Origin of the sequence: Rathayibacter sp. YIM 133350 (genome assembly GCF_037404875.1) — a bacterium.
Taxonomy (GTDB): domain Bacteria; phylum Actinomycetota; class Actinomycetes; order Actinomycetales; family Microbacteriaceae; genus Orlajensenia.
The window spans coordinates 37,834-51,279 of record NZ_JBBELO010000028.1; the positions used below are offsets into that span (position 1 = coordinate 37,834).

A 13,446-nucleotide genomic window follows, 5' to 3' on the forward strand; every position below is an offset into this window, starting at 1 on the left:
CGTCGCCGCCTTTCGAACACACAGGCCGCAATCTTGCAAATGAGTCGAAGCTGTGTTCGACTTGAAGCATGCGGTGGAGCGGTCAGGAACTGAACGTCGAGAACACGGATGCGCTGCCCGGCCTCGCGAAGCTCAACAACCTCGTGCGCTCGGTGCAGACGCCGGAGTTCGCCGGAATCACCTTCCACGAAGTGCTCGCGAAATCGGCGCTGAACAAGGTTCCCGGCCCGATGCGCATACCGCTGGAGTGGACGGTGAATCCCTACCGTGGCTGCTCTCATGCGTGCGCCTATTGCTTCGCCCGGCCCACCCATACCTACCTTGACCTCGACGGCGGCAACGACTTCGACCGCCAGATCATCGTGAAGGTCAACGTGGCCGAGGTGCTGCGCAAGGAGCTCGGCCGCCCGAGTTGGGAACGGCATCCGGTCGCCCTCGGAACGAACACCGACCCGTACCAGCGCGCCGAGGGCCGCTACAAGCTCATGCCCGAGATCATCGGCGCGCTGGCTGACAGCGGCACGCCGTTCAGCATCCTGACCAAGGGCACGCTTCTGCGACGTGACCTTCCTCTCATAGCGGATGCTGCCACGGGCGTTCCCGTCGACATCGCCATGTCGATCGCGGTGTACGACGATGAGTTGCAGCAATCGGTGGAGCCCGGCACGCCCACGACGAAGGCGCGGCTCGCGACGGTGACGGCCGTGCGCGATGCGGGACTCGACTGCACGGTGTTCATGATGCCGATCCTGCCGTTCCTGACGGACACGGTCGCTCATCTCGACGAGGCGATGCGGCAGGCGAAGGAAGCCGGGGCGACGGCTGTCGTGCATTCCGCACTGCACCTGAAGCTGGGTGTCAAGGAGTGGTTCCTGCTCTGGCTCGGCCAGGAGCATCCGGAACTGCTGCCGAAGTATCGGGCGATGTATCGCTCGACGTACGCTCCGAAGGAATATCGCACCTGGCTGGCGGAGAGGGTGCGCCCGCTCGTGCGCAAGCACGGCCTCGACCACGCGCGCACGTCGCCGACGACGGGCGGGGTGCTCTCGCACGCGGATCCGGCGCCCACCCTCTTCTGACGGGGGCGTTCGCTTCGACAGGCTCAGCGAACAGCTTTTCGAGGAGCCCGGTCCCTGAGCTTGTCGAAGGGCCCGGGTCCCGCCTGCGTGGCCGGGTTCGCTTCGACAGGCTCAGCGAACAGTGGGTGGGAGGGCCGCCACCTGTCTGCGTGCTTAGGTTCGCTTCGACAGGCTCAGCGAACAGCTGCTTCGAGAAGCCCGGTCCCTGAGCTTGTCGAAGGGCCCGGACCCTCTACGTGGTGGCGTTCGCTTCGACAGGCTCAGCGAACAGTGGGTGGAAGGTCCGGGACCACCTGCGTGGTGGCGTTCGCTTCTACAGGCTCAGCGAACAGTCGTATCGAGAAGCCCGGTCCCTGAGCTTGTCGAAGGGCCCGGACCCGCGCGGTGATGCGTTCGCTTCGACAGGCTCAGCGAACAGCGGGCGGGAGGGCCCGGACGCGTCTGCCTGGCCTGGTTCGCTTCGACAGGCTCAGCGCACAGCATGCGCCCCGAACTCCCGCCCCCGACCCCCTTTCGCGGCATCCCAAACCGGGGTACATTTCCGCCACAAAGCGGGGGACGTTCCATGCATAGGGGTGAAATACTCGGGAAAGGAGTGAACGATGGCGCTCGGCTTACCGATCCACCTCGCGGATGCGACCATGAGTCGCGCTCTCGCGCGCGCCTCGCACTGGTTCGGGTTGGTCTGCCTGGTGGGCGCCCTCGTCTCCGTCACCTCGCTCAGCGCAGCGCATCCGGCAGACGGCCTCTGGCCCACGATCATCGCCCTCGTGCCCATGGGCATCCTGCTCATCACCCTCGCAACCACCGCCACCCTCGTCGCGACCGTCGGCTATCTCGTGATCGGCGGACTCTCGAGCTTCATCTACACGGCGACGCTGCTCGGCGACCCGCACGTGTTTCCGGCGAGCAACCTCTTCGTCGTCGCACTGCCCGCCATGGCTCTCGTGATGGTCGGCGGTGTCGGCACCCGACCTTTCGTGGGCGTCGCCTGGGCGAGCGCCGGCCTCGTGATCGGCGAGGGCGCCATCATCGCCGCCTGCCTGCTCACCGACGTGCCCTACCGCCTCGACGGGTTCGTTCCGACCATCTACCTCTTTCTTTCCGGCGTACTGATCATCGAGGGGCTCGGTCGCCGCCGCATCCGGGCCACCCAGCCGGCCATCCTGCGCGCGGCCCGCGACAACACCGCCTTCTCGCTTCGCCGAGACCTCGAGGCGCGCGCCACGAGCTTGGTTCACGACACCGCCCTCAGTCACCTCGTCACCATCGCCGCGAGCCGGCCGGGGCCGCTCGATCCGCGCTTCCGCACCACCGTCACGCGCGATCTCGAAAGGCTCGTGGGTCAGGAGTGGCTCACCGGAGCGGAGGCGAGCCTCGCCTCGCTCTCGGCCGACTGGGCCCTCAGCCCCCTCGCAGAGGCGGTGGAGGCGGCCCGGGGCCAGGGACTCCGTGTCGAGATCGCCGGCGACCGCCGCGCCGTCAGCGACCTCCCTCTCGACGTGGGCCAGGCCCTCGGGCTGGCGGTGCGGGCGTGCCTCATCAACGTCATCCGCCATGCGGGAGTGGATGCCGCCGAGATCGCGATCATCGGCGACACCCCCGACGAGACCTCCGTGATGGTGACGGATGCTGGCCGCGGCTTCACGCCCGAGCCCGGCAGCGCGGGCATCGGCCTGCGGCACTCCGTGCGGCAGCGCATCGAAGACGTCGGGGGAGACGTGCGGGTGTGGTCGCGGCCGGGGGCCGGCACGAGCGTGCTGCTCACCGTGCCGCGGAAGGCGGCGCGCGCCGACCACGACGGCGACTTCGAGAATCTCGACGACGTGCGAGAGCAGGCGTGATGCGGCTGCGCATGTACGACCCGGTCTCCTACGCGCCCCCGACGGGCCGATCCTGGCTCGTCAGCCCACAGAGGGTCGACCCGCTCGGCACGCTGGGAGCCTGGCCGTTCAGCGTGGCCGCGTGCGTCATCGCCCTGGCGTACGGCGTGCTGCAGACCGCGCTGCAGTGGCCGCATGTCGTCGATCCGGTGCTCGCCATCGGCGCCGTCGGCATGCTCGCGCTGGCCTGCGTTGCCTTCCTCGTCGAGGCCAGGCCGGCGGCGGCGCCCATGCACCTGCACTCGGTGGTACTCGTCTACGTGCTCACCGCGGCATCCACCGTGCTCGAGATCTTCAGCCGCCTGGGCAAGAACGCCCTGCTGCAGGATGACTTCGGCCAGATCGCGGCGGGCCTGCTCATCATCTCGTTCGCGCCCTATCGTCCGGCGATCTCGCTCATCGTGGCCTCCTTCACGGGAGCAGCAACGCTCACGGCGCTGCTCCCGCTGCAGACCGCGTATCTGGCCGTGCACGTTCCGTTCGCGGAATACGCAGTCGTGGTCGTGACCCCGGTTCTCGCGCTCGGACTCGCCGGCGCCGCCTTCAGCGATCAGATCGTGCGCAGCGTGCAGGTGTGGCAGCGCCTCGCGACGCAGGCCGTCTTCTCGAGCGACGTCGAAGAGCGGCAGGGTGTTGCCCGCAGCGTGCAGCAGGAGCAGGTGACCCTGCTCTCCCGCGAGGTGCTGCCGCTGCTCACCCGCGTGCTCGCCGCCGCACGCATCGAGGAGCACGACGTGATCCGCGCCCGTGAACTTGCACAGGCGGTGCGCCGCACCCTCGTGCGCGAGCTCGACCGCAGCTGGCTCGACGACCTCGCCGACCGCCAGCTGGCCCGCACGCCCACGGCGCTCGTCATCGACGACCCCGAGCAACTCGCGGTCACCATGAGTGCGGAGCAGCGGGTCGGCCTCGCCGCGTTCATCGTCGCGCTCTGCGAAGACCCCGCGATCGGGGGCGGCGACGTGAGGGTCAGCATCCGCCCGACGGATGCCGCGGGCCTCAACCGCGTGCACATCACCGCCACGACGGGCGTGGCCACACGGGCCCTGCGACGCACGCTCGCCCAGTACCTGAGCGTGGTGAGGGTGCTCTTTCGGGGGGCACGATCCACGCTCGCTGAACGTCGGCTGACAGTAAGATTCGACTATGTCGAGTCATGACCTCGCCGCGCCCCGCCGGGTGCGCATCGGTCTGCTCGACGATCACGAGGTGCTGCTCGACGCCGTCACCAGCTGGATCCACGCGAACGCGCCCGACTTCGAACTCGCCGTTCGCGCGCGCAGTTGGATCGAGTTCGTGCGGGATCCGGGTTTTCCCGTCGACCTCGTGCTCATGGACTTCCAGCTCGTCGAACCGGTCTCGATCGAGGCGCGCATCCGCACCTGCCGCGCTGCGGGAGCGAAGGTCATCGTGATCAGCGCGCTCGACAGTTCCGACGCACGCAGCCGTGCCGCGGCATCCGGAGCCATCGCCTTTCTCTCCAAGTCGCTGCCGATGCGCGAGGTGATGGCGGCGGTGCGCACGGCGCTGCGCCTGCCCGAGCCGGCCGCATCCGGAATCCCGAACCCCGCACGCACCGAGCGACTGCCGTTCGAACGGCCGCAGCTGAGCCCGGGGGAGCGCCAGGCACTCGCGCTCTACGCCGCGGGCCGGTCGACGGCCGAGGTCGCCGACGCCATGCACGTCAAGTACGAGACCGCCAAGACGTACCTGCGCCGCGTGCGCGAGAAGTACCAGCGCGTCGGTCGCCCGGCCAGCCGCAAGGTGGAGCTCATCCGCCGTGCCGCCGAAGACGGCATTCTGGAGTAGCGTCGTTCGGGCTGCCTGCCTGACGCATCCGTTGCGCTCGGCACGCGCTGCATGCGCACGACAAGGAGAAGACACTCGCCATGGCCAAGCTCTACTTCCGCTACGGTGCGATGAACTCCGGCAAGAGCACGGCCCTGCTGCAGGCCGCGTACAACTACGAGGAGCGCGGCCACAACGTGCTGCTCGCCAAGCCGGCCATCGACACCAAGGGCGACCTCGGCATCCTCTCCCGCCTGGGCGTCACGCGGGACGTCGACTTCGTTCTTGCCCCGACGACGGATGCGTACCGGGCCTTCCAGCAGCACCGGGCCACGGTGATCGAGACGACGAACCGCGACGTGAGTTGCCTGCTCATCGATGAGGCCCAGTTCCTCAGCTCCGACCAGGTCGACGATCTGCTGCGCATCGCGATTCTCGAGAACGTGCCGGTGCTGGCCTACGGCATCCGCACCGACTTTCTCACGAATGCCTTCCCCGGCAGTCGTCGTCTGCTCGAGATCGCGCACAGCCTCGAAGAGCTGAAGACCATCTGCCGTTGCGGGCGCAAGGCGATCTTCAACGGCCGCAAGATCGGCGACCGCTTCGTGTTCGACGGCGCGCAGGTGGCGATCGACGGCGTCGAGGTGACCTACGAGTCGCTGTGCGCGGCCTGCTACCTGCAGGAATCGGGCGGCCGCCTCGGCCACCGCTGAGCGCGCCGCCCACGACGGCCCGTCCCCTGAGCCTGTCGAAGGGCCGCAACCGCCCCGTCCCCTGAGCCTGTCGAAGGGCCGCAACGCCCGTCGCTGACGGGACCACTCGTTCCCTGAGCCTGTCGAAGGGCCGCGACGCCCGTCGCTGACCGGACCACCCGTCCCCTGAGCCTGTCGAAGGGCCGCGACGCCCGTCGGACCACCCGCCCTGAGCCTGTCGAAGGGCCGCAACGTCCGGCACCTTCGTACACGGCATCCTCTTGCGCAACCCCATCCCGGCTCAGAGGCGCCCGACCTAGCATGACGGGGTGTTGTCTCGACCCACTGCTCGGCTCGTCGGGCTCGACGTGCTGCGGGGCATCGCCATCCTGTTGGTGATGCTGCGCCACGCCCGCCCGGCCGTCTTCGGCACCGCCGGCCTGGTCGGGGTCGTGATGTTCTTCGCGCTCTCGGGCTACCTCATCACGGGGCTCATCCACCGCGACGTCGAGCGATTCGGACGACTACGGTACGGCCGCTTCTACCGCAACCGCGCGCTGCGGCTGCTGCCGGCGCTGCTGTTGCTGGTGCTGGTGTTCGCGATCGTCACGGTGCTCGTCGACCCGCTCGACGAGTCCGACAGCCTCGGATCATCCGTGCTCTTCGCCCTCACCTACACGATGGACCTGCCGTTCGTCGATGGCAGTGCCGCGCTCCAGCATCTCTGGACTCTCGCCACCGAAGAGCAGTTCTACCTGCTCTGGCCGCTGCTGCTCACGCTCGGGCTCCGGATGCGGCGCATCGGCCTCGTACTGATCGGGGCCGTCGTGCTCGTGAACGTGGCGATCGCGGCATCCCTCGTGGTCATGTCGCCCTCGGTGACGGACCTCTATACGTTGCCCACCTCGTGGGCGGTCGCCATGATCATCGGCGCGGCGGTCAAGCTCTACGAACCCACGGTCGACCGGATGCTGCACGGCCGAGCGCTCACCGTCGCGGCCGTCGCGTCGGGGCTCTTCGTCGTGGCGATGGCGTTCCTGCCCGACACGAAGAGCGACGCGCTCACGTATTTCCTCATGTGTCCCGCCGTCGCGGTCGCGAGCATGGTGCTCATCCTGCGGGTGAAGGCGTGGCAGGCGTTGCCCTCCCAGATACTCGCCCCGCTGCTCGGCCTTGGCGTGATCTCGTATGCGGCCTACCTCTGGAACTACCCGATGGTGAAGTGGCTGCACGCCCTGGAGCTGCCGCAGCCTTGGCTGTGGGAGATCCCGTGCACGATCGCGGCGGCGACCCTCAGCTGGTTCCTGCTGGAGCGCCCGATTATGCGCTGGAAAACCCGTATCGACGCTCGCGCGCATGCGGCAGTGGCAGCCGAGTCGGAGCGTTCCGCCGAACGCGAGCTGCAGCCTCTGAGCGCGCGCGTCCCCTGAGCGCGCGTCCCCTGAGCTTGTCGAAGGGCCGCAACATGCGCTCCCAGCGCTGGGCGGGTTCGCTTCGACAAGCTCAGCGACAGCTTCGAGCGCGCGTCGCCCTTCCGCGTTCCCTGAGCTTGTCGAAGGGCCGCAACCTGCGCTCCTACTCAGCCCCCGTTCCCTGAGCCTGTCGAAGGGTCGCTCCCAGCGCTGGGCGGGTTCGCTTCGACAGGCTCAGCGAACAGTTTCCAGCGCGCGTCGCCGTCGTTCCCTGAGACTGTCGAAGGGCCGCAACATGCGCTCCTGCTCAGCCTCCGTCCCCTGAGCCTGTCGAAGGGCCGCAACATGCGCTCCTGCTCAGCCTCCGTCCCCTGAGCCTGTCGAAGGGCCGCAACATGCGCTCCTGCTCAGCCCCCGTTCCCTGAGCCTGTCGAAGGGCCGCTTCCAGCGCTGGGCGGGTTCGCTTCGACAGGCTCAGCGAACAGTCTCCAGCGGCCGTCGCCTTTTCGCGTCCCCAGAGCGAGGTCGAAGGGTCACATCCCCAGAACGAGCACCAGCATCCCGTTGTAGACGACGTGGGCGATGATCGCGCCGCCGATGCGCCCGGTGAGCGCGGTCAGCACCCCGACCGCCAGACCGAAGATCAGCGTCGCGACACCCACCACCACGGCGCTCTGCCAGATGAGCAGCGACGTCGTCGCCACGTGCAGCAGCGAGAATACGATCGACGTCACCACGACAGCGAGCCACGGGATGCGCGGCACGAACCCGGTACGCGTCGGCGGCACGAGAGCGTTGTCGTCGGCTGCAGCATCCGCCCCCGAACCCGTCAAACGCGCCGTGGCCCGGGTCAGCGCGCGTTGCATCAGCCCGCGAAAGTACACCTCTTCTATGAAGGGAGCGATCAACACGGGAGCCAGCAGGCCGCCGAACAGCCACCAGAAATCGTTGGCAGGCTCTCCGAATGACAGGTTGCCCTGCAAACCCCCGTACACCGCGATCTCCACAATCGTCGCGATGGCGCGCAGCACCAGCCCCAGGCCCACGCCCCAGAGCAGGTCGAGCCAGGTGAAGCGCAGCCCGAAGTCGCGCACGAGCGACCCGGTTCCGCGGGCGAAGCACGCCCACAGCGCCACCGCCATGAGCGGCACCCACACCACCGCGTACGAGAGCACCAGAGCGGCCGGCCCCGACATCACAACGGTGCGCGTGAGCGCGCCGAGCGCCCACACGCCGAGCAGTGCGAGCAGCACACCGACGGATGCGGTGCCGACCCCCCAGTGCGGGTCACGTGGGGTCGGCGCGGCTGCGGGCATCCGGTGTTCGCTCACGCCCGCAAGCGTATCGGGGCGTCTCGCGACGCAGTGGGGCGCCGGGCGGCCCGGAGGAACTGTGGCAACATGAACTGTTGGATTACCGGGGGACGGAAAGGCAATAAGTGGAGCTGCGCGATTACATCCGCATCCTGCGCAAGCGCTGGGTGCTCATCGTGCTGCTCACGCTCATCGGGATCGGTGCTGCTGCGGGGTATTCGCTCGCGAAGACGCCCGAGTACAGCTCGAGCGCGAAGGTCTTCGTGAGCACGAGCGGCGGCGACACGGTGAGCGACCTGCAGCAGGGCAACACCTTCACCCAGCAGCGGGTGAAGACCTACGCCGACCTGGTCTCCACCCCCATCGTGCTGCTGCCGGTGATCGGCGACCTCGGCCTCACCGACAATGCCGACCAGCTCGCCGCGCGGGTGACAGCGAGCGCACCCCTGAACACCACGCTCATCGAGATCGACGTGGTGGATGAAGACCCGGCCAAGGCCGCGCAGATCGCCACGGCAGTCAGCGAGAGCCTCGCCACCACCGTCGAGCAGATCGAGAAGACCACGCCCGAGGGCGACAGCCCCGTTCACCTCACGCTGGTGCAGCACGCGTCGGTTCCGCAGAAGCCCACGAGCCCGAACGTTCCGCTGAACATCGCGCTCGGCGCCCTCATCGGCCTCGCGCTCGGCATCGGCGTGGCCGTGCTGCGCGAGACGCTCGACACCCGCATCCGCAACGAGCGCGACGTCGAGCTCGTGACCGACCGGCCCATCCTGGGCGGCATCGCCTTCGACAGCAAGGCGGCCGAGCGCCCCCTCATCGTGCACGCCGACCCCAAGAGCCCGCGGGCGGAGTCGTTCCGGACGCTGCGCACCAACCTGCAGTTCCTGGATGCCGGCCGCGCCGACCGCTCGTTCGTCGTCACCTCGAGCATCGAGAGCGAGGGCAAGAGCACCACCGCGGCCAACCTCGCCATCGCGCTCGGCGACGCCGGAGCGCGGGTGCTGCTCGTCGACGCCGACCTGCGCCGCCCCAAGGTCGCCGACTACATGGGACTCGAGGGCAGCGCCGGCCTGACCGACGTGCTCATCGGCCGCGCGAGCGCCGACGACGTCATCCAGAAGTGGGGACGCACGCATCTCTACGTGCTTCCGGCCGGCCGCATCCCCCCGAACCCGAGCGAGCTGCTCGGTTCCACGGCGATGTTCTCGCTCATCAACCAGCTCGGCCACACCTTCGACGTCGTCATCTACGACGCGCCGCCCCTGCTTCCCGTCACGGATGCCGCCATCCTCGCCCGCAGCGTCGGGGGAGCCCTTGTGGTCGTGGCCGCTGGTCGCACCCACAAGAACCAGCTGAAGGGTGCCGTCTCGGCACTCGACAACGTGGGCGCCCCGGTGTCGGGCATCGTGCTCACAATGCTGCCGACCAAGGGACCGGATGCCTACGGCTACGGCCGCTACGGCTACGAATCCGGCTACGGCTATGAGGCCGACCTCAAGCCGATGAAAGCGGCCGGCTGACCGTGGCGTGGTCGGGCTACCAGGGAGCGCCGCTGCGCGTTCTCACGGTGTGCACCGGAAACGTCTGCCGGTCACCGCTGGCTGAGCGCCTGCTCGAGGTGCGCCTCGCCGCCGCCGGCGTGCCCGCCGTTGTCGCGAGCGCCGGAACGGGTGCTCTCGTCGGGGAAGACATGACCGAGCCGACCGCCGAACTCGTGGCACGCTACGGGGGAGCGCAGCGCCCGCAGCGCGCGCGGCAGCTCACCGTTGCGATGCTCGAGAACGCCGATCTGGTGCTCACCGCATCCCGCTCTCACCGTGCCGAGGCCGTGAGCGAACTGCCGCGCGCCAACCGGTACGCCTTCACGCTGCGCGAGTTCGCCCGTCTCGCTGAGACCGCGCGCGCCGAGAACGACTTCGAGATCGAAGACCTCGCCTCGCCGGCCGCGCTCGTGCGTGCCGTCGGAAGCTACCGCGGCTACCTCCCGCCGCTCGCCTCCCCCGACGATGACGACGTCATCGACCCGTACCGGCGACCGCAGGAGTTCTACGACGAGACCGGCCGCGTGCTCGACGACGCGACGCGGGTCATCGCCTCCGTTCTGGGAAAGCCGCGCGCCGATGGCTGAGCGTCGCCCCTTGAAGCTCACGGGTGCGCGGCCCCCGCTGGCGATCAAGCCGCCGCGTCGGCCGGTCGGATCGCTGCGGCTCTGGTCCGCCATCGCCATCGTCGTGCTGCTCGGTATCGACATCGTGTTGGTCGGCACTGCCCTGGCCGGCCCGACGGCGCCCGTGCCCACCGATACTCCCCGGCAGTTCACCTCGACGCCCACGCCGACGGATGCCCCGGCGAGCACACCGTCGCCGACCGCGACTGACCAGCCGGGGGCGGCGCCGGCCGGCTCCAAGCCGTCGCTCACGCTGCTCGCCGCCGTCGATGACACGGATGCGTGGCGTGCCACCCCCGGAAACTGCGGTGGCGACGACGCCGTCATCGAGAGCAGCAACGATGGTGGCGACTCGTGGCAAGCGCATCCCACCCGTGACGCCGCCATCCACGAGGTGCTCTCTCTGCAGGCCGTCAGCGCCACGACGGCATTCGTCGTGGCCAAGGCCGGGCCCGATTGCGCCGTGGGCTTCTATCGCACGTTCTCGTCGGGCGTCACCTGGGAAGAGGATGCGGCCGACTTCGACGACCGGAGCTACCTCGACCCGGCCGACGCCGGCAAGGTGGTGCTGAACGGCAACGCCCAAGCGGCCCCGTGTCCGGCGCCCCGGCAGCTTGCCCAGACCGATGGTCTCGTCGCGGTGCTCTGCGACGGCTCGATCGCCCTGGCGACGGATGCCGACACCCCGAGCTGGCGCACCATCGACGCCCCGAACGCGGTGGCTTTGTCGGCCGACGCCGGCCGCCTGACGGTGGCTCGCACAGCCGACGGCTCGTGCCCCACGGTCTCGATCACGAGCATCGCGGCGACGGACGAGCGCTTGGCCGCCGCGACGGCCTGTGCCCCGGGCGACAAGGCTCCCGCATCCGTCGCCCTGACCACCCGTGACAACACAACCTGGCTGCAGCAAGACGCCGCTACAGCACTAATCGCCCCCTGATCCCGCGCACCCTTACCCTGTCGAAGGAGTTCGCTGAGCCTGTCGAAGCGCCGCGCCTGCCCCTCCCGCTCAACCACCCCGTTCCCTGAGCCTGTCGAAGGGCCGTTCCCAGCCCTCCCGCTCAACCACCCGCTCCCTGAGCCTGTCGAAGGGCCGTTCCCAGCCCTCCGGCTCAGCCACCCTGCACCCTAAGCCCGTCGAAGGGCCGCGCCATGCCCACCCGCTCACCACCCGCTCCCTGACCCTGTCGAAGGGCCGTTCCCAGCCCTCCCGCTCAGCCACCCGTTCCCTGAGCCTGTCGAAGGGCCGCAACACCCCCTCCCGCTCAGCCACGCGTTCCCTGAGCCTGTCGAAGGGCCGCAACACCCCCTCCCACTGGGGCAGCAAAACTGACGCTCCGTCACTCCATGCAGACGTAACCTTAATCCGACCTCGTGCACTTGGGGTGGCATTAGCGTCGCCCTCGGCCACCGCATCCGGCGCCTGCTCGGGAGCTGAACCCAAGCTCGTCGAGCCGCAACTGTTGCGCGGCTGGACGATCGCCGGCGGCGTACCCTGAGCCTGAAGTAGGTCAATGCCCCACAAGGTGGGGCGTCGGCACGGGCTCCGGTGTCGGCGGCAACATATCTGCGAAGCTAAACTCAAATACCGGTCGACGCGCACCAGTCGTCTGTACACCGTGGGGAAATCAAACGTAATGGTCATCGAAAAAGCGCGTATGAACGCCCGCTCGGTGACCGACTGGCGTCGCGGTTACATGCATCGGCTGGCGGCAACGGACGCGCTCGTTCTCATCTGGGTGGTGTTCGGAGCTCAGATCTTCTGGCTCGGCTTCGACCGTGAGGCGAGCGGGTTCAGTGGTTCCCGTGGTGACCTCGCGGTCAGCTACACGATCGTGTCCGTCGTGCTCATCGGTGCGTGGATGCTTGTGCTGCGCGTGTTCGGAACACGCGGCTACCGGGTCATCGGCGCCGGGTCGCAGGAGTATCGCCTGGTCGTAAACGCTTCGATCTGGCTCTTCGGCATCGTCGCGATCGTCGCCTTCCTCGTGAAGCTCGACCTTGCGCGCGGATACATTCTTATCGCCTTCCCACTGGGTATCGCAGTGCTGATCTTCTCGCGCTGGCTCTGGCGACAGTGGCTTCGAGTGCAACGCCAGCAAGGGCGGTTCAGTTCCACGGTGGTGCTGGTCGGCTCCGCCCGATCCTCCGCTGCCATCGCCCGCCAATTGAAGCGTGTGCCGGACGCCGGTTACAGAGTCGTGGGTGCCTGCGTCGACGGCGCTCAGGAGTCAGAGGTGCTCATGGAGCTTGGAATTCCCGTCCTCGGGGGAATCGCTCAGGCTCTCCCAGCCCTTGAGTCGAGCGGAGCCGACACCCTCGTGATCACGAGTTCCGATGAGCTCCCGCCCGAGCGGGTGCGGGAGCTCAGTTGGGGCCTGGAGCCCGGCCGGCAGCACTTGGTCGTCGCGCCGAGCTTGGTCGACATCGGTGGCCCTCGCATCCACACCCGGCCTGTGGCGGGCCTGCCATTGATCCACGTGGAGACGCCGACCTACGAAGGCCGCAAGCACTTCGCCAAGCGCACATTCGATGTCGTCGGGTCAGCCTTGCTACTCCTCCTTCTTTCGCCGGTGTTCCTCCTGATCGCCGTCGCCGTCAAAGTGACAAGTCCAGGCCCGGTCTTCTACAGGCAGGAGCGCATCGGTCTTAACGAGAAGCCGTTCGCCATGCTGAAGTTCCGATCGATGACGGTTGGGGCGGATGCTCAATTGCGCGACTTGCTTGAGGCCCAGGGCACTCACGGCACACCGCTTTTCAAAGTGAAGAACGATCCGCGCCTGACGCGCATCGGTGGCTTTCTCCGCACCTATTCGCTCGACGAACTGCCCCAGTTGCTCAATGTGTTCATCGGCAACATGAGTCTGGTCGGCCCTCGGCCTCAACGTGAAGGTGAGGTTGAGCTCTATGATTCCGCTGCTCGTCGCCGACTGCTGGTTCAGCCGGGCATGACCGGCCTCTGGCAGGTCAGTGGACGGTCTTCGCTCTCGTGGGAAGATGCGATGCGCCTCGACCTGTATTACGTCGAGAACTGGTCTTTGACTGGAGACATTGTGATCCTCTGGAGAACCGCCCGAGCCGTGACTGCTGGCGACGGGGCGTTCTGACG

At 68.2% G+C, this 13,446-nt stretch carries 11 protein-coding genes; 10 read left to right on the plus strand and 1 reads right to left on the minus strand.

The window, feature by feature from the left end:
• Window positions 1-68 precede the first annotated feature (68 nt).
• The 6 genes from WDJ51_RS09005 (at window position 69) to WDJ51_RS09030 (ending at window position 6,872) form a co-directional block, all read left to right on the plus strand.
• Window positions 69-1,079 carry an Rv2578c family radical SAM protein gene (locus tag WDJ51_RS09005; RefSeq protein WP_337852117.1) on the plus strand — a complete coding sequence of 337 codons (1,011 nt, stop codon included), beginning with the start codon at window positions 69-71 and terminating at the stop codon, window positions 1,077-1,079.
• Window positions 1,080-1,681: 602 nt separating this feature from the next.
• A complete protein-coding gene (locus WDJ51_RS09010; protein ID WP_337852118.1) occupies window positions 1,682-2,923 on the plus strand; it encodes a sensor histidine kinase in 1,242 nt (413 codons plus the stop codon).
• A complete protein-coding gene (locus WDJ51_RS09015; RefSeq protein ID WP_337852119.1) occupies window positions 2,923-4,122 on the plus strand; it encodes a hypothetical protein in 1,200 nt (399 codons plus the stop codon). Before WDJ51_RS09010 ends, WDJ51_RS09015 begins: the two co-directional genes overlap by 1 nt.
• The gene (locus WDJ51_RS09020; RefSeq protein WP_337852120.1) at window positions 4,109-4,771 is read left to right on the plus strand and encodes a response regulator transcription factor; all 663 of its coding nucleotides are present in this window, start codon (window positions 4,109-4,111) and stop codon (window positions 4,769-4,771) included. Before WDJ51_RS09015 ends, WDJ51_RS09020 begins: the two co-directional genes overlap by 14 nt.
• Window positions 4,772-4,851: 80 nt before the next feature.
• On the plus strand, window positions 4,852-5,463 hold the full coding sequence (locus tag WDJ51_RS09025) for a thymidine kinase (RefSeq protein ID WP_337852121.1): 612 nt from the start codon (window positions 4,852-4,854) through the stop codon (window positions 5,461-5,463).
• Window positions 5,464-5,771: 308 nt separating this feature from the next.
• Window positions 5,772-6,872 carry an acyltransferase family protein gene (locus WDJ51_RS09030; protein ID WP_337852122.1) on the plus strand — a complete coding sequence of 367 codons (1,101 nt, stop codon included), beginning with the start codon at window positions 5,772-5,774 and terminating at the stop codon, window positions 6,870-6,872.
• 515 nt (window positions 6,873-7,387) lie between these two features.
• On the opposite strand, the gene WDJ51_RS09035 is transcribed toward WDJ51_RS09030, so the two are convergent.
• Window positions 7,388-8,185, minus strand: coding sequence for a CPBP family intramembrane glutamic endopeptidase (locus tag WDJ51_RS09035; RefSeq protein ID WP_337852123.1), 798 nt, complete (start codon window positions 8,183-8,185; stop codon window positions 7,388-7,390).
• A 107-nt stretch (window positions 8,186-8,292) separates the two neighbouring features.
• On the opposite strand from WDJ51_RS09035, the gene WDJ51_RS09040 reads away from it, so the two are divergent.
• The 4 genes from WDJ51_RS09040 to WDJ51_RS09055 all read left to right on the plus strand — a co-directional run bounded on the left by WDJ51_RS09040 (window position 8,293) and on the right by WDJ51_RS09055 (window position 13,444).
• Window positions 8,293-9,690: a polysaccharide biosynthesis tyrosine autokinase gene (locus WDJ51_RS09040; protein ID WP_337852124.1), complete on the plus strand. Its 1,398-nt coding sequence runs from the start codon at window positions 8,293-8,295 to the stop codon at window positions 9,688-9,690.
• 2 nt (window positions 9,691-9,692) lie between these two features.
• Complete coding sequence (locus WDJ51_RS09045) at window positions 9,693-10,298, plus strand: arsenate reductase/protein-tyrosine-phosphatase family protein (protein WP_337852125.1); 606 nt, start codon at window positions 9,693-9,695, stop codon at window positions 10,296-10,298.
• Window positions 10,291-11,277: a hypothetical protein gene (locus WDJ51_RS09050; RefSeq protein ID WP_337852126.1), complete on the plus strand. Its 987-nt coding sequence runs from the start codon at window positions 10,291-10,293 to the stop codon at window positions 11,275-11,277. Before WDJ51_RS09045 ends, WDJ51_RS09050 begins: the two co-directional genes overlap by 8 nt.
• A gap of 697 nt (window positions 11,278-11,974) precedes the next feature.
• Window positions 11,975-13,444, plus strand: a complete 1,470-nt coding sequence (locus WDJ51_RS09055) for a sugar transferase (protein WP_337852127.1) — start codon at window positions 11,975-11,977, stop codon at window positions 13,442-13,444.
• The last annotated feature ends 2 nt before the right edge of the window (window positions 13,445-13,446 follow it).